This window comes from Rhizobium sp. BR 315 (assembly GCF_050577975.1).
GTDB lineage: Bacteria > Pseudomonadota > Alphaproteobacteria > Rhizobiales > Rhizobiaceae > Rhizobium > Rhizobium miluonense.
This window is the reverse complement of record NZ_JARWKZ010000002.1, coordinates 173,602-190,210: the sequence shown is the minus strand read 5'-3', so window position 1 is coordinate 190,210 and position 16,609 is coordinate 173,602. Positions and strand designations below refer to the sequence as shown.

The following is a 16,609-nucleotide window of genomic DNA, read 5'->3' as shown; positions in this document are numbered from 1 at the left end:
CCGCCACCTCGACCCAGCTCGGCTCCCACGTCATCTCCCATGCGATCGCCCGCAAATTTCGTGTTTGCGCAGCGACGGATTTGTCGGTCGCCGCCGTTCAAGCATCGAAGGGATAACTCAGGTTCATTTGGAAGAGAGTACATCATGAGAAAGCTCACTTTGCTTGCCTTGGCGGCCGCCGCCTGCTTTGCCGCAATCTCCCCGGCCGAGGCCCGCGACGGATGCGGCATGGGTTTCCATCGCAACCCCTATGGCTATTGCCGCCCAGATCGCCACCCCATTGTCGTCGTGCCCGTCGGCCCGGCCTACGGCGTTGTCTATCCCGGACGCGGCTATTGGGATGGTCATCGCTACTGGGTGCACCGCGAATGGTGGCACGGCGGATGGCGCTATCGCTAAGCCAAGACATTCGACCCGATCGCCGCGATCGGGTCGAATGCAATCCGCGCGTCGATCTGATGGCCGGCCTTTGCCGGATCTCCGCCTTGCATGTTCCCCGGACCGATGGCGCTCCGCGCAGGTCAGCGTGCAATTGACGCGCGCTTCACAACCGGGCAAAGCTGTCGTCAGAATAAGCGGCAACGAGCATCGACCTCGCGCATGAGCGACAGCAACGACACCGACTATCAGGGGCCCATCATCGTCTTCGACGCCATGTGCGTCCTGTGCTCCGCCAATGCGCAATTCGTCCTGCGTCACGACCATACCGGCCGTTTTCGCCTCGCCTCCATGCAGAATGAAACGGGAGCCCGGCTCTATCGGCGCTGCGGCATCGATCCCGCCAATCCCAATAGTATGATCATCGTGGACGGCGAGACAGTGTTGCGGGATAGCGACGCATTGCTTGCCATCTATGCCGGCCTTGGCTGGCCCTGGAAAGCGCTTGCGCTTCTAAGGCTCGTACCAAGAATGGTACGCAATCCCGTCTATCGTTGGCTGGCTCGCAACCGATACCGCCTTTTCGGCAGGCGCGAAACGTGCTGGTTGCCGACGCCCGAGCAGGCGGATCGCATCCTTTGAAGAAAATCATCGTTCTCGGTGGCTATGGCGGCTTCGGCTCGCGCCTTTCGCGGCGCCTGGCCGGCGACGGCTTCCAGGTTGTGGTTGCCGGGCGGGACTACGAGGCGGCGGAAGCGCTTGCCCGTCAGCTGCCGAATGCCATTGCGCTGCGCGCCGACCGCAATGGCGACCTGGCCGCCATCCTCAGCGAGCAAAAGCCTTTTCTCCTGATCGACGCCGCAGGCCCCTTTCAGCAGAGCGAGCGACGGGTCGCCCAAGCCTGCATCGCAGCCGGAATCCACTATATCGACCTTGCCGATGCGCGCGATTTCGTTGGCGCAATCAGCTCGCTCGATGAGCCTGCCCGCGCCGCCGGCGTTGCCATCGTCTCCGGTGCGTCAAGCGTACCCGCTCTGTCCAGCGCCGTCGTTGCTGCCCTCACTCGCGACATGGACGAGGTTCATTCCATCGAGATGTCAATCAGCGCCTCCAATAGGGCGACAGCCGGCGCCTCCGTCGCATCGGCGATCCTCAGCTATGTCGGCAAGCCGGTGCCCCTGTGGCGTGGCCGGCGCTGGCGGGAGAAACGCGGCTGGCATATGCTGAAGCGTCAAAACTATGCTGTCATCGGCAAGCCCGGCTTGCAGCGGCTGGTTGCGCTTGCCGACGTACCGGATCACGATCTTCTGGTTGACGGCACACCGGGCCGACCGAGCGTTCTCTTCCGGGCTGGACCGGAATTTGCCTTCCAGACCCTGGCATTGTGGTTGCTCTCCTGGCCGGTCGTCTGGGGCTGGGTGACGTCGCTACGAAAGATCGGCCACTTTCTGTTGCCGTTGCAGGGCTTCACCGCAAAGCTCGGTACAGCGCGTTCCGCGATGACGATCGAAACCAAGGGGATTTCGCAGGGGGCGATGTTGGCCCGACGCTGGACACTTATTGCCGACAACGGCGACGGCGTGGAAATCCGGCCCCTTCCCGCGCAGCTCTTGGCGCGCGCTCTGCGCAGCGGACAGCTCGCGCCCGGGGCCCGGCCCGCCGGCGGCCTGCTGGAGCTTACACAGTTCCGCGACCTGTTTCGCGCTCTGGCCATCAGCGACGAGACAAACGAAACATCCTACACGCCGCTCTATCAGCGCGTCATGGGCGCAGCCTTCGCACGCCTGTCGGAACCTGTCCGTGCCATGCATGCAGTCTTCGGGGACGGCGGTGCTGAGGGCGAAGCGACCGTCAGCCGCGGACGCTCTCTCGCGGCCCGGCTGGTTGCCGGAGTGTTCGGATTTCCGCCTGCCGGAAATCACCCCCTTCACGTCTCCTTCGAGGAGGAAGACGGCATCGAGCGATGGGAGCGTGACTTCTCCGGCCGATGTTTCTGCAGTCACCTGAGTGAGGAAAAAGGCCATCTCGTCGAGCGCTTCGGCCCTTTTCGGTTCGCATTCGACCTGCCGGCGCGCGGAAATGGCCTCAGCATGGAGATACGCGGCTGGTCATTTCTCCGGCTTCCCTTCCTCTGTTCCTGGCGCCGCGCAGTACCGCCGATGAGTGGGCGGAGGATGACCGCTTTCACTTCGATGTCTCGATCGCCCTGCCGCTCATCGGCCTGGTCGTCCATTATCGCGGCTGGCTGCGGCAGCTTGACTGATCTTATCCCACGCGTTGTGCGACTACCCCGTCGCTAACGGCCGACTTGACGGCCGATAGCGACGTAATCATTGTGGCTAGCTGGCCGCACTTGCAGCGCTGAGGACGGCTTTGACCGTTGCCGTGGCAACGTCTTCATCGATGCCGACGCCGAAGACCTGCATACCGTCCGGCCGGACGCATTGCAGGTAGGCAGCCGCCTTTGCATCCGTTCCGCGACGAAGCGCATGTTCCTGGTAGTCGATGACGTTGAGGTCGACTCCAAAGGCTTCGCCAATCGCGGCAAGGACTGCCGAGACGAGGCCGTTGCCGCGGCCTGTCACCGCGACGTTCCGATCCCGATGGCGAATACGGCCGGTAAAGACACGCTCCGCACCCGGGCCTTTACGGAAACCGCCTTCATAATCGACAAGTTCGAAGTTTTCGACATCGTCGACGTGGTAGGCCCGCGCAAATTCCTTCCAGATATCCTCCGCCGTCAGCTCGCGCTTGGTGCTGTCGGCGAGGAGCTGCACACGTTTGCTGAAATCGACCTGCATGGCGCGCGGCAATTTCAGGCCCTTGTCCTGCTCGATCACCCAGGCAACGCCACCCTTCCCCGATTGGCTATTGACGCGGATAACGGCCTCGTAGCTCTCGCCGATATCGGCGGGATCAACAGGCAGATAGGGCATTTCCCAAACGCCGTCGTTGCGTCGCTCATGCGCGGCAAACCCCTTGCGGATGGCGTCCTGATGCGAGCCGGAGAAAGCGGTATGCACCAACTCGCCCGCATAGGGGTGACGCGGATGGATCGGCAACCCATTGCAATATTCCACCGTCTTGACGACTTCGCGGATCGACGGAAAAGAGAGGCCGGGGTCGATGCCCTGCGTGTAAAGGTTCAAGGCCAGCGTCACCAGATCGACATTGCCGGTGCGCTCGCCATTGCCGAACAGGCACCCTTCGACGCGGTCGGCGCCCGCAAGCAGCGCCTGTTCGGCGGAGGCCACAGCCGTGCCGCGATCATTGTGCGGATGGACGCTGATGACAACGGCGTCACGACGCGAAATATTGCGGCAAAACCATTCGATCTGATCCGCATAGACATTCGGCATCGCAACCTCGACCGTGGCCGGCAGGTTGAGGATGGCGGGGCGCTCGGCCGTTGGCTGCCAGACATCGAGCACGCGCTCGCAGATTTCCAGAGCGAAGTCGGGCTCCGTGAAGCAGAAGGTTTCCGGCGAATATTCGAAGGTCCAATCGGTCTCCGGCTGCTTGAGGCTTTCCTCCAGCATCGCAGTAACACCATTGATAGCGAGATCGACAATCTCGTGCCGCTCCATGCCGAAGACGACGCGGCGGAAGAGCGGTGCGGTGGCGTTGTAAAGATGGACGATGGCCTTGCGGGCGCCCATCACGGATTCGAAAGTACGGGCGATAAGATCGGCGCGCGACTGGGTCAGCACCTGTATCGTCACGTCCTCGGGGATGCGGTCCTCCTCGATCAGCGCGCGGACGAAATCGAACTCGATTTGCGAGGCCGACGGGAAAGCGACCTCGATCTCCTTGAATCCGGAGGCGATCAGCATGTCGTAGAAGCGCAGTTTGCGCTCGACATCCATCGGGTTGGCGAGCGCCTGATTGCCGTCGCGCAGATCCGTGGAGAGCCAGCGCGGCGCCTTGGTGAGCCGCCTGTTCGGCCATTGCCGATCCGGCAATGCGATGGGGGAAATAAAGGGACGATATTTCGTTTCGGGATTCTTCAACATGATCCGTTCCGTTGCTTGTCGGTATTTTGGAAGACAGCGGCCTACGGTCGCCGGGAAGCCGTCAATCCCGACGACCGCCGCTAAGTCGCAGTGCAACGGAAAGCAGAAGAGAAGTGCACGCGTCGAACGCGGCTCCCGCGCTTGCCCAGGCATGAATCGATGCGATGGCAGTATGAAGCGGCCGCTCCGATCGATGCAGATTATGGGATGGGGCAAACACCTGATGAGATATCCTGCTTGAAAGTATCCCTAGGATATCGCCGGAATTATTGATATTCTCGCGCGTGTGGATCAATTATCGTCGCAAAAGGATCATACGCATTTGCGATCTGGCACAAGAGTCACCGACGCCGTTGCCGTCATCTCACATGATGACCATCGCTTCTCCAGCCCCAAGCACAGTCATCCGCAAGCGCAGCTTCTCTATGCCGTCAGCGGCGTCATTTCGCTGACAACGGATAGTGGCACCTGGGTCGTGCCGCCAAGCCGCGCGGTCTGGCTGCCGCCGAACCTCGAACATGTGACGGCCAGCCACACGAGCGTTCAATTTCGGTCGTTGCTGATCGATATCGGCGACAATGACGCCTTGCCGAAAGCCTGCACGGTGGTCGAGGTCACGCCGCTGCTCCGCGAGCTCATCCTGAGGCTGACCAATTTTGCGGCGAAGCCCGACGGTCAGGAAATGGTGGAAGCCGTTATTCGGCTGCTGCTTCTGGAACTAACTTTCCTGCCAGCTCAACCACTCAACCTACCGCTACCGCGGCACCCCGCCCTTGCCGCCTTTTGCGCGACCATGCGCGACAACCTCGCAAGCGCGAGCTCGATCGAGGAAGCCGCAGCCGCACTCCACATGAGCCGGGCAACCCTCATGCGCCTGTTTCAGCGGGAGACCGACCTGAGTTTTGGTCAGTGGCGACAGCAGGCGCGGATGCTGAAGGCACTTGCCTTGCTCGCAGAAGGCAGGAGCATCCTCGATGTCGCTCTGGAATGCGGCTATGACAGCCCGAGCGCCTTTTCCGCCATGTTTCGACGATCTCTGGGGCGATCACCACGCAACTATTTTCAATCTTTGAACCCGCCCGAGGAGACGGCGCAGGGCGTTACAGACGGGCAATCGCTATCGGTCGCCGGCTAGGCAGCCGAACATGCGGAAATCATGGAAGGCTCCTTTGAACCGCGCCTTCTGGCGAAGCGTGCCCTCATATCGGAACCCTGTCTTTTCGAGAACCCGATCGGAAGCGGCGTTTCCGGGCAGCGTCCAAGCCTCGATACGGTTCAACGAAAAATCGTCGAAGCCGCATCGGACGACGGCCCGTGCTGCCTCGCTCATCAGCCCTTTACCCCAGGCCGATGGATGCAATTCATAACCGAGCTCCGCGCAGCAGGCGCGCTTGTCAAAACTGTTGAAGCGGATGGCGCCGAGTAGCTTGCCGGAATCCCGGTCCTCGATAAACCATGTGCAGCCCGCTCCCTTGGGGAAGATTTTGCACATCCATTTCAAGGAGCGCTCGATCTGCGCCTTTTTCGGAGCATCATACCAGTTCGAGAACCGTGTGACCTCCGGAATCGAAATCAGCGCATGGAAGCTGTCGAGATCATCCATGCTCGGTTCGCGAAGTCGCAGCCGCTCGGTCAGAAGTGCGGGAAACTCGCTTCTCGGCAGCGCCATCTTCACGCTCTCAGGAAGTTGGCAAGAATGATCTCCCGCCAGACGCGGGTGGGCGTAATCCAGGCATCCCATGAATTATACTTGCCGGAATAGACGACGGCGGCGATATCGGCATCCGGCATGAGCCAGAGCCTTTGCCCGCCGTTCCCAAACCCGGCGTACCAAGGGCACGGATCGGAAAGTGCCGGCGCCGGAGCGTCGCCACAAAACCAAAGCCTGCCATAACCCAAACCGTCCTCGGTCGATATCACCGGCGAGAACGATTGCACGATCCAATCTTCCGAGACGACCCTTTCCCCGTTCCATCTACCCTTCTGAAGAAGGAGCATGCCGATCTTCAGCAAATCGGGAGCGGTCAGGCGCAGTCCCGACGCTGCCGACGCCACGCCGTCATGTCCGGCCGTCCAATGAAACTTTGCGATATTCAGCGGCTCAAAGAGAACCTCACGCGCGAAATCGGGCAGACGCTTGCCGCTGCCGCGCTCGATGATGGCGCCGACCAACGCAACGCTGCCGCCGGAATAAATCCAACGTGTTCCCGGCTCCGCGACGAGCGGACGCTCCAGAACAAAGCGATAGCGATCCGGTGCATTCTCCATCGCGATTTCGCTGTTCTGCGGGTCGGTATAGGGACGGTTTTCGTCCCACTCCATCCCCAGCGTCATGGTCAGCGCGTGGTCGATGGTGATCTTGCTGCGCGCGGCATCCTTGGCGAGATCGTCGTATTCCGGAAATTGCTCGAAGAGAGGCGCATGCGGTGGCGGCACCAATCCCTTGTCGAGCGCAATGCCATAAAGAAGGCTGACGATGCTCTTCGTTACCGATCGGAGATCGTGCAGCGTGTCGGCATCGAAAGCGACATCGCCAAGTGCGGCTCCCCAATTCTCATCGGGGCCGGCGGTATAATACTCCAGGAAAACCTGGTGGGAACGGGCCGCGAGCACCACATGAAGGTCGCGCAGCAAGCCGGCTTCGATACCGGCCGCAAGCTTACGCGTCAGCGTCGGATCGAAGCCTAGAGCTTTCAGGGTTTCGCCATCCGGCGAAAAAGGTGAAGCGCTCTGCGTGACGACCATGAAATCTCCGCCCTTCGCTACATGACTTTGACCTTAGGCTACAATCGATACGCGTATTCATCAAGATGATAAAACCGAATTTCGGCATCCACATTCGACCCGGAAAATCAGCCCTATCCCCTTTTCAATTCCCCTTCGGGCCCCATCGCGAATGCGGCAACCGTTTTGTTACGCCCGCTCAACTTTGCCTGGAGCAAAGCACCATCGGCGCGATTGATCAGCGTCGTCGTCGGCCCCGAGACCGGAGACGAGGCTATGCCGACGGAGATGGAAAGCGGCCCCACGATACGGCCGCGATAGGAGAAGGGCGTGGTGAAGACGCTCGTGCGGAGTTTCTCTGCAGTTTCAAAGCCTGCCCCATCGGCAATGTCGGTTGCGATCACCGTCAGTTCCTCCCCACCGAACCGATAGACCGTGCCGACATCGCCGATCGTATCGGAAACGATCTGCGCGACATGGTGCAAGACCTCGTCCCCCGCATCATGACCGAACTCGTCGTTGAAGCGCTTGAAGTGATCGATGTCGATCATCATGCAGACGACCGTGCGGGCAGACTGGTCCCTGTGAAGGGCGTTCAGCGCTTCGTCCAGCGAGCGCCGATTGAACAGCCCCGTCAGCGCATCACGCACGGCGAGGTTGACGAGCTTGTCCCGCAATTGCAGATTTGCGATCGCCAGGCCGACGTTTTCGGCAATCAGCTCCAGATAGAGCTGCGGCGCGTCCACGGCACTCGCATCCTTCTTACGGTCCTCGAAATAGAGCAGCCCGATCGCCTCACCGAGCGCGGTCAAGGGAACGCAAAGCCCCGGAACGCCCGATTCATCCAGATGCTGGCACGCAATATCGTGATCCGCCACATGGCTGACATGCAGCCGTCCTCGGCGCAGTCCCCAGCAGGCGGATGCCGGAAAAGACGGCTGCGTGTGGGCAGGATCGAGCCATCGGCTCACCTCGGTCAGCGCCGACCGGCTCTCATTCATCGTATAGAGGCAGCCGGCAATTCCCGGGAAGATCTGCGGCACGAAAAGCGCGACGACTTCCGCCAGCTCTTTCTGCGCATAGCAGGCTTGGAGACGATGCATCATCTGCAGGATAAGGTCCTTGGTTTGCAGATCCCGCTTGCGCTCGGCGTCCAACCGATTGCGCTCCAGCCCGTTCTCGCGGAAGACCTGTATCGCGTCGTTCATCTCGCCGATCTCGTCGCGTCGGCTGTCGTTGGGCACCTCGACGGCATAATCCTGCTTTGCGAGCCGATTGACGATTCCCGTCATGCGAACCAGCGGCAAGGCAACCCTGCGCCGAAGGATGAAGTAAAGCACTCCAAGAAATATCACCGCGGTCAGAGCGAGCATGACCTTGGCGATATCGCCCCAAAGATCGCTTCGCGCCTGTGCGCTGCGAACAGTAGCCTGGGTGCGCGCCGCTGCCAAAGAGCGAAATTGGGTCACGTCATTGAGAAGAGCAGTCTGGATGCGCTCGTGCTCCGGGCCGAACAGAGTGTCGCGCGCGCCGGTCTGATTGCCGCCGCGATAGGCCGCGACCGCCGCTTCCTCAACCTTATCAAGCGCTTCCGCATCGGTCGTGACCTGCTCGACGAGCTGAAGTTCGCCATTGGGAATGCCAAGGCCGCGCAGGGCATTGATCGCGGTATCGCGGCGGCGTTCTTCGCCCTCATCGATGGTAAAGGCATCGAGATGCCGAGCCTCGCCGCGCATGACGTAGAGACGCGCCTCATCCGTCGTCTCCTCCGCGCCGAGTGCAAGCTCCTCGCCCATGCTATTGAGCAACAGGTGCTGCTCGACCGCCTGCCTTTCCTGGGTTGCACTTTGAGCCGACAGAATGAAAGCCGCGGCAGACAGCACGGTCAGGACCATGGTGATACCGTAGGCCCAATTCGTAATTGTCGTAATTCTCATCTACCGACTTCCTTTGCGCCTGGCTCATGCATGCCCAGAGTGCCTGCTTTGCCGATCCCCCAGTTAGAACAAGCATTCATCAGGATAAAGCGCGAATAAGCCGAGAGGAAAGCGCCGAGCTCATTTGGCATGAATCTCCTTGTGCTGATCTGACGCCCGCGTCGCACCCTGACATGGGAACGCCCTCGTCAACGCCCCCGTCTGCGCGATCCGAGACGGCGAGACATCATGATCGCTTTCCATTGACGAGAATCCCGGGCCTGACTGAACGGCAGGCACCGGGACTCCCGGCTGTCGTCAGGGGTGCGTACGACAGCCCGGTCAACAAATCGATTTTCAGATCGGCAATCCATAAGCGGACGGCAAGTTGGAAAATATATGCTTAAGTTCCACAATTGATTGCTTCATTTCGAAACATCAGACGCAAAATCCTGCAATCAATCCTCGCTTCAATGGAATTTGCCGGCTGCAGTTATTGTCCATACTTCCGACAAGGCAGGTTCCGAGGCCGCTTCCAGCTGGAGAATCGCCCTGTAATTTTCCTGAATAGCTCCTCGGGCTCTGCACAAATTCTGCAAAGGCGCGCGCCACTGTCGTGCCATGAACAACGCACCCGAAGAAATCACCGCTCCGCCCGTTCGCCTGCCACGTAACCTCCTCAGGGAAGGCTGGTGGCTGACGGAAGATCATCATCCTCAAGCCGGCCGGCCCGTTCAGCAGGCCAGGATCATCCCCTTTATCGCTGCCGAACGAACAACGTGGAGCCGATGCCGATGAGCCTCTCGAATGCAACTGTCCTTTCGACGAAGCCCATAAGCAGCTCCAATCGCAAACTCCTGATACTGATCGTTCTTGTCGCACTGGCCGACATCCTCCTCTTCAACAGGTATCCTGGACTCAATCTCTTTCTCTTTGCCAATATCGCTGCCGCCGGCCTGCTGATCTGCTCCAGAAGAAGACAATCAGCTTTAGAGACTTCGGCGCTTCTCGCCTTTAACTTTGTGGCGTCGGCGCCGCTTGTCGAAACCGCATCCCGGATGGGTATCACCATCAGCCTGCTCGGCCTCAGCTGCGTTTCGCTCGGCGCCTCCGGGCTTCTCCCTCGGCAATGGATCCGCTTACCGCTGACCCTGCTCCGCTTCCTCCTGGAGGTGCCGTTGCGGCCTTTCCGCCAGACAAGCTATCGCTGGCTGCAGCGCCTGCAAAAGCCGTCGTCGGAAGGCGTCCGGCATCATCTTCGCGGCTGGATCATGCCACTGAGTTTCGCCGCCGGCTTCCTTGCCCTGTTCGCAATGGCCAATCCGCTGATCGACAGGACGCTGCGCAGCATCGACCTTACCTTCCTGCTGCAACTGTTGAGCATGTGGCGCATCGGCTTCTGGCTCGCTGCCGCAGTCTTCCTGTCCCTGCTGCTTCACCCGCGCCTGAAGCGCCGGCGCCCGCATCGGCAAAAGATTGCGGAGGTCGCCCTAGGGGTTGAGGATGGGCTGTTCGGGCATGCCGCGTTGCTACGCTCGCTTGCCGTCTTCAACGCGCTTTTTGCCGTGCAGACGCTGCTTGATCTCACCTATCTCTGGGGCGGGGCGAGCCTGCCCAACGGCATGAGCCATGCCGAATATGCGCATCGCGGCGCCTATCCGCTTTTGGTCACCGCGCTCCTGGCTGCAATCTTCGTACTCGTTGCCATGCGCCACGGCGGCCCTGGGGACAAAAGTGCTCTGCTCCGCGGCCTGGTGCATCTGTGGATCGCGCAGAACATCCTGCTTTGCCTCTCCTCCATCCTGCGGCTCGATCTCTATGTCGAAGTCTATTCGCTGACGGAGCTGCGCGTTGCGGCCGGCATATGGATGGGCCTCGTCGCTATCGGCCTCTTCCTCATCCTCCTGCGCATTCTGCTGCGCCGCTCCAACGAATGGCTGATCGCACTCTGCTCCGCGACGCTGGTTTTGACGCTCTACGCCGCCGCATTGGTCGATATTCCTGCCTTCATCGCCCGCTTTAACGTAAACCATAGCCGGGAAATTTCGGGCGAAGGCATTGCCCTCGATATCGACTATCTCCTGACACTCGGCCCTGCGGCCATCCCCGCACTTGATGCATATATGGCCGCCTTGCCCGCCGAGGCGAAAGAGCAGATTGCTCTTGCGAGCGCAGCCCGCGGCGCGCTGACCTGGGGCGAATGGCAAGAACCGCGCGACTGGAGAAGCTGGACCTATCGCGCCGCTCGTCTCGGTCGCTATCTTCAAGAGCACCCAACGCTTGCAAGATGATGCCGAAACGAGGAAAAACAGGCGGTGAAACCAAAACAGGCATCGCATGGCCCAGCGCATCCTCGTCGTCGACGACGAACCCAATATCCGCGACGTGATCTGCTTCGCGCTCGATCGTGCCGGCATGGCGACGACGACAGCTCGCAATGGCACGGAGGCCATGATGGCTTTTCATCGGGGCAGCCTCGATCTGATCGTGCTCGATATCGGCATGCCTGAAATGGATGGGCTGGAGGTCTGCCGGCGCATCCGCAAGACATCCAATCTTCCAATCCTGTTTCTCTCCGCGCGCGACGAGGAAATAGACCGGATCCTCGGCCTGGAGATCGGCGGCGACGATTACGTCACCAAGCCCTTCAGCCCGCGCGAACTCGTCGCGCGGATCAAGACCATCCTGAAGCGCAGCGGACACGGTTCGGAGCCGGATGCGAGCAACGGTTCGGTTTCCGTTGGCTTGTTGAAACTCAATCGCGGTGGCCGTACAGCAAGTTTCGCCAATATGCCGCTGAGCTTGACGGCGCTCGAATTCGCCATCCTCGACACGCTGCTGTCGCGCCCCGAGATCGTCTTCAGCCGCGATCAGCTGATGGAGGCGGCCTATGGCGCTGACATGCAGGTCGCCGATCGCACCATAGACAGCCATATCCGCAATATCCGCGCCAAGCTTTCCGCCGCAGGCGGCAAGGGCATCATCACCACGATACACGGCATCGGCTTCAAGCTGACATCCGGCACGGAAGGGCGCGCCTGATGGACGCTCCGCGGGTGAAACCGAAGTGGCGGCCGCCGCTTTACCTTATCGTCTATGCCGTGCTCCTGACCGTAATGACGCTTCCGGTGCTGACCGTCATCTGGTTTCGCGCGGTGCGCGCCGCCTCCGGCGCGATGGCACCGGCTGAAATTGCTACGCTTGCCGTCGTTCTGATCCTCACGCTCGCGGTCGCCTATGTACTGACGCGCACGCTGACCGTGCCGATCAATGCCCTGATTGCCAGAACAGACGAAATCGCCCGCGGTGGCAGAGCGGCGATCCGGCCGCTCGACAATTACGGCACGCGGGAGGTGGCGACGCTGTCGCAGAGCTTTCTCGACCTCGCCGGTAAGCTGGTCGATCATTCCGATCATGTCCGCACCTTTGCAGTGCATGTCTCGCATGAGCTGAAATCGCCCCTCACCTCGATCAAGGGCGCGGCGGAACTGCTGCGCGACGATGACGAAGACAGTCCGATGAGCCAGGAGCAGCGCAACCGCTTTCTCACCAACATCATCGCCGATACCGATCGACTGGATACTCTGCTGTCACGCTTGCGGGACCTGGCGAAAGCCGAGCTGCCGTCCGAACAGGGTTCCAGCAGCGTCAGCGACATCATAGCTGAGCTCGGAGCCCAGTTTCGCCGGCTGGCTGTCATCGACGATGGAAGCACCGACGAGATGCTGGCGCTACCCGGCGAGGCCGCCGGCATCATCTTCGCCAATTTGGCGGAGAATGCGTTTCAGAACGGTGCCAAGAGGTTCGCGATCAAGGCAAGTGGCGATGAGCGAAGGATGACGATCCGAATTCGCGACAATGGTGGCGGCATTGCCGATGGCAATCGCGATCGCATCTTCGAGCCCTTCTTCTCGACGCGGCGCGAGGATGGCGGCACCGGCATGGGCCTTGGCATCGTCCGGGCCATGCTGGCCTCGCATGGCGGCAGCATCGAGGTGCTGGAAAGCAGCAAGGACGGCACGACCTTCCAGATCGTCCTGCCACGCATCTTCTGAATCGGAATCGAAGCGATCTGTAATGCTTTGATGTCGATGGCAAAAACGGTCGATGGCTCCAACCACCGACCGCTTTGCCGTTCAGCTGCTTGAATTTATGCCGCCTGCGATTGCGATAGTCCTTCGAGCGCCATGGCGCGGGCAGTCACGAAATCGACTTTGCCCGAGCCGAGGACCGGCACCTTGCCGATGGTCACTTCCGCCGGGACCATCATTTCCGTGGCACCCTTCGATTTGGCAAATGCCAGGAAATCGCTTCGCGTGGCGTTCGGCGCATCAGTGAGGAGGATGAGACGCTCACCCTTCTTGGCGTCTGGCACGGACGAAACAACGCTGAGCGCACCCGGCCAGAGCTGCGCGGCAAGCGTCTCCACTGCTGCGAGCGAGACCATCTCGCCACCTATCTTGGCAAAGCGCTTGGCGCGGCCGCGGATCTTGACGAAACCGTCCTCATCGATGGTGACGATGTCGCCGGTATCGTGCCAGCCTTCCGGCAGCGGCTCAAGAACGCCGGGATTGTCCGCGCGCATGTAGCCGGCCATCACGTTAGCACCGCGGATGTGCAGACGTCCGCCCTCGTCGATGCCGGGAACCGGCTCCAGCTTCCATTCCATGCCCGGCATGATCTTTCCGACCGTGCCGGAGCGGTTGTACATCGGCGTATTCAGCGAGATCACCGGAGCGGCCTCTGTGACGCCATAGCCTTCCAGGATGCGCAGACCGAACTTCTCCATATAGACCTCACGGGTTGAGGCCTTCACCGGTTCGGCACCGGAGAAGATGTAGCGGATCGACCTCAGATCGTAGGGATGAGCGCTGCGCGCATAACCGTTCAGGAACGTATCCGTGCCGAAAACGATGGTCGCATTCGAGACGTAGATCAGCTCCGGCACGATGCGATAGTGCAGCGGCGACGGATAGAGGAAGATCGGCACGCCCGAGACCAGCGGCAGGATCGTGCCCGCCGTCAGACCGAAGGAGTGGAACATCGGCAGGATGTTGAACACCTTGTCGCCGGGATGGAAGTCGATGCGCGAGGCCGCTTGGGCCGCGTTCGAAAGGATATTGCGGTGGCTCAGCACCACGCCCTTCGGCGCGCCTTCGGAACCGGAGGTGAAGAGGATGACAGCCGGATCACCGGCATTGCGCTTGACCAGCGGCCGATATTTGCGAAGCGACCCGACGATCTTGTCGAGGAAGGTGACTTGCGTGCGCAGCTCATCCAGCCAGACGAAGGTCACCTGCTTTTCGAGCTCCTCGACCACTGGGCCGAGCTTGGCCTGCGTGACGAAGGCGCGGGAGCTGAGGACGTGCTTGACCTCGGCGGTCCGGCAGGCGGACAGGATATTGGCAGCGCCTGCCGTGAAGTTCAGCATGGCCGGGACCTTGCCCGCCGACATGACGCCGAGGACGGTCGCAGCCGTGCCATTGGCGTTCGGCAGCATGACGCCGAGCGTCTTCTCCTTGGGGAACATCTTCTTGAACTTCGCCCCCAGGACCGCAGCACCGGTCAGAAGTTTGGCATAGGACAGCTTTCCGGCAATCGGATCCTCGACGGCGAGCTTCTTGCCGCCGTGTTCATGGGCGGTTTCGATGATACGGCCGAGGACCGTGTTGTCGGTGTCGGCGGTGCGAAACATCAGCGTCGACATGATCTGGTAGAGGGCGGCACCGGCCGCAATGCGCCGCTTCCTGCCCTTGAGTTCCACCGGAACGTCAAGCTTGACGGGTTCGAGAATCGTCACCTTGACCTTGGGAAAGAGACGGCGACGGACATGGCTCGACGTCAGATAGGAGGCATAGCTCTTTTCCAGACCATCGATACGAACGGGCACGATCATTGTGCCGGTCTTGTCGGCGACCATGGCGGCGCCGTCATAGACCTTCATCAGCGTGCCCGTCACGGTCAGACGCCCCTCGGGGAAGATGCCGACCGGGCTGCCGTCCTGGATGACCTTGATCAGCGAACGCGTCGCCATCGGCTTCGTCGGGTCGAGCGGCAGGAACTTGCACTTTTTCAGGAGCGGCCGCACCCACCATTTCTTGGCAAATGCATAGTCGATGGCAAAGACGGGCTCTTCTTCGGTGATGGCAAGCGCCAGCGCACCGTCGAGCAAGCTCACATGGTTGAGCGCGATGATCGGCGCCGGGCCGGCCTTGCGGATGTTTTCCAGACCCTCGACTTCCAGCCGCATGAAAGCGCGGAAGATGATCGAAATGAGGTCGCGGAAGGCATTGGTCGGCAGCATTTCCAGCATGACCCAGGCGATCGCGATGTTGAGCACGGAGATGCTGAGAATGATGACCGGAATCGACAGACCAACGGCCTGCAGCACGGCCACAAGCGCCAGGCCCACTGCAATGAAGAGAGCCGACAGGACGTTGGCTGCGCCGATGACGCGAGCACGACGATCCTCATGCGCCCAGCTCTGCATGGCTGCAAAGGTCGGAACGGCGAGGAAGGCACCGCCGATCGCCATGCCGGCCAGGTCGACCGCGACGTGGATAGTCTTCGGCCCAGAGAAGAAGGCAAGAATGGTTTGCGCGTGATCGGTCGACTGAAGGCCCCACAGGTTCCAGGCGAGGTCGAGGCCGAAGAGCGCGACGATCAGCATACCGACGGGCGCCGGCAAAAGCACGATGCGGCCGGCAGCCATCCATCCGGCAATGGCCGAGCCGATGGCGACGGATATGGCAAAGATCGCCAGATAGGCCGGAACGACGATTTCGGAACCGCCGAGAATATCGGTCACCATAACAGGCAGCATCGACATGATGAAGGCGCCGACAAACCAGAACCAGCAGTTCATCAGCGAGGCACGCCAGATGCGGCTATCGGCGCGAAGCTCGTTGACCAGCCTGTAGCTGGAACGCACGACATTCGTATCGACGACCAGATCCGGCGCCTTGGAACCCGTCGAAGGGATCATGCGGGCGGCAAACCAGCAGAGGATGGAAAGCCCCATCATCATCGGGCCGAAGATCCAGACATTCTCGCCCTCACGGAAGGCGACCGCGGCGATCATGGTGCCGGTGAGAATGGCGATGAAGGTGCCGCCTTCGATCCAGGCATTGGCCTTGGGAAGGTCCCGGCTTGCCAGATGATCCGGCAGGATGCCGTATTTGATCGGTCCGAAGAGCGAGGAGATGACGCCGAAACCGAAGAGGGCAAGCATCAGGATCCAGATGGAAGAGAAGGCGATGCCGATGACGGAGATCGCCGCGACGCCAAGCTCGCAGCGCTTCAGCAGCTCCGCCATCTTGGCCTTGTCGTATTTATCGGCGAGCTCGCCGGCAATCGCCGACAAAAGCAGGAACGGCACGATGAAGATGCCGCCGGCAAGCGTCACCAGCGCCGCCCCCTCCGTCGCCATCTGCGCGAGAATGACGAAAACCAGAGTTTGCTTGAGGAAATTATCGTTGAAGGCGGTGAGGAACTGCGTCCAGAACAGCGGCGCGAATTTCCTCGATCTCATCAGGTGCTTTTGCATGGCATATCCCTCGTTTAGCCAACAAGACGCCA

General features: G+C 60.8%; 12 protein-coding genes. 7 read left to right on the top strand and 5 right to left on the bottom strand.

The features are described from left to right. Positions 1–144: 144 nt before the first annotated feature. The 3 genes from QD409_RS03375 to QD409_RS03365 all read left to right on the top strand — a co-directional run bounded on the left by QD409_RS03375 (position 145) and on the right by QD409_RS03365 (position 2,678). Entirely contained in the window at positions 145–399 is a 255-nt protein-coding gene (locus QD409_RS03375; protein WP_092845545.1) for a GCG_CRPN prefix-to-repeats domain-containing protein, read from the top strand. A 201-nt stretch (positions 400–600) separates the two neighbouring features. Further along, entirely contained in the window at positions 601–1,020 is a 420-nt protein-coding gene (locus QD409_RS03370) for a thiol-disulfide oxidoreductase DCC family protein (RefSeq protein ID WP_092845543.1), read from the top strand. Then, positions 1,017–2,678: a DUF4166 domain-containing protein gene (locus tag QD409_RS03365; RefSeq protein ID WP_430761897.1), complete on the top strand. Its 1,662-nt coding sequence runs from the start codon at positions 1,017–1,019 to the stop codon at positions 2,676–2,678. Before QD409_RS03370 ends, QD409_RS03365 begins: the two co-directional genes overlap by 4 nt. 39 nt (positions 2,679–2,717) lie before the next feature. Here the strand turns inward: QD409_RS03365 and leuA are convergent, their stop codons facing one another. Continuing rightward, on the bottom strand, positions 2,718–4,391 hold the full coding sequence (gene leuA, locus QD409_RS03360; RefSeq protein ID WP_430761896.1) for a 2-isopropylmalate synthase: 1,674 nt from the start codon (positions 4,389–4,391) through the stop codon (positions 2,718–2,720). A 322-nt stretch (positions 4,392–4,713) separates the two neighbouring features. Here leuA and QD409_RS03355 point away from each other — a divergent pair, with 322 nt between their 5' ends. Further along, positions 4,714–5,526 (top strand): AraC family transcriptional regulator, encoded by an 813-nt coding sequence (locus QD409_RS03355; protein WP_092845664.1) that lies wholly within the window; start codon positions 4,714–4,716, stop codon positions 5,524–5,526. On the opposite strand, the gene QD409_RS03350 is transcribed toward QD409_RS03355, so the two are convergent. From QD409_RS03350 to QD409_RS03340, 3 genes are all read right to left on the bottom strand, one after another. Beyond that, positions 5,509–6,060, bottom strand: a complete 552-nt coding sequence (locus QD409_RS03350) for a GNAT family N-acetyltransferase (RefSeq protein WP_092845539.1) — start codon at positions 6,058–6,060, stop codon at positions 5,509–5,511. The two genes, QD409_RS03355 and QD409_RS03350, sit on opposite strands and share 18 nt — an antisense overlap. Positions 6,061–6,062: 2 nt before the next feature. Then, positions 6,063–7,136, bottom strand: a complete 1,074-nt coding sequence (locus QD409_RS03345) for a serine hydrolase domain-containing protein (protein ID WP_092845537.1) — start codon at positions 7,134–7,136, stop codon at positions 6,063–6,065. A gap of 113 nt (positions 7,137–7,249) precedes the next feature. After that, a complete protein-coding gene (locus tag QD409_RS03340; protein ID WP_092845535.1) occupies positions 7,250–9,052 on the bottom strand; it encodes a diguanylate cyclase in 1,803 nt (600 codons plus the stop codon). Between the two features lie 773 nt (positions 9,053–9,825). Here QD409_RS03340 and QD409_RS03335 point away from each other — a divergent pair. From QD409_RS03335 to QD409_RS03325, 3 genes are read left to right on the top strand one after another with little or no spacing between them, the layout of a single operon-like run. Further along, positions 9,826–11,322: a DUF4153 domain-containing protein gene (locus QD409_RS03335; RefSeq protein ID WP_092845662.1), complete on the top strand. Its 1,497-nt coding sequence runs from the start codon at positions 9,826–9,828 to the stop codon at positions 11,320–11,322. 46 nt (positions 11,323–11,368) lie between these two features. Next, a complete protein-coding gene (locus QD409_RS03330) occupies positions 11,369–12,073 on the top strand; it encodes a response regulator (protein WP_092845533.1) in 705 nt (234 codons plus the stop codon). Further along, complete coding sequence (locus tag QD409_RS03325; protein ID WP_092845531.1) at positions 12,073–13,086, top strand: sensor histidine kinase; 1,014 nt, start codon at positions 12,073–12,075, stop codon at positions 13,084–13,086. The genes QD409_RS03330 and QD409_RS03325 overlap by 1 nt, the downstream gene beginning before the upstream one ends. Before the next feature lie 95 nt (positions 13,087–13,181). Here the strand turns inward: QD409_RS03325 and QD409_RS03320 are convergent, their stop codons facing one another. Further along, positions 13,182–16,577 (bottom strand): acyl-[ACP]--phospholipid O-acyltransferase, encoded by a 3,396-nt coding sequence (locus QD409_RS03320; RefSeq protein ID WP_092845529.1) that lies wholly within the window; start codon positions 16,575–16,577, stop codon positions 13,182–13,184. Positions 16,578–16,609 lie beyond the last annotated feature (32 nt).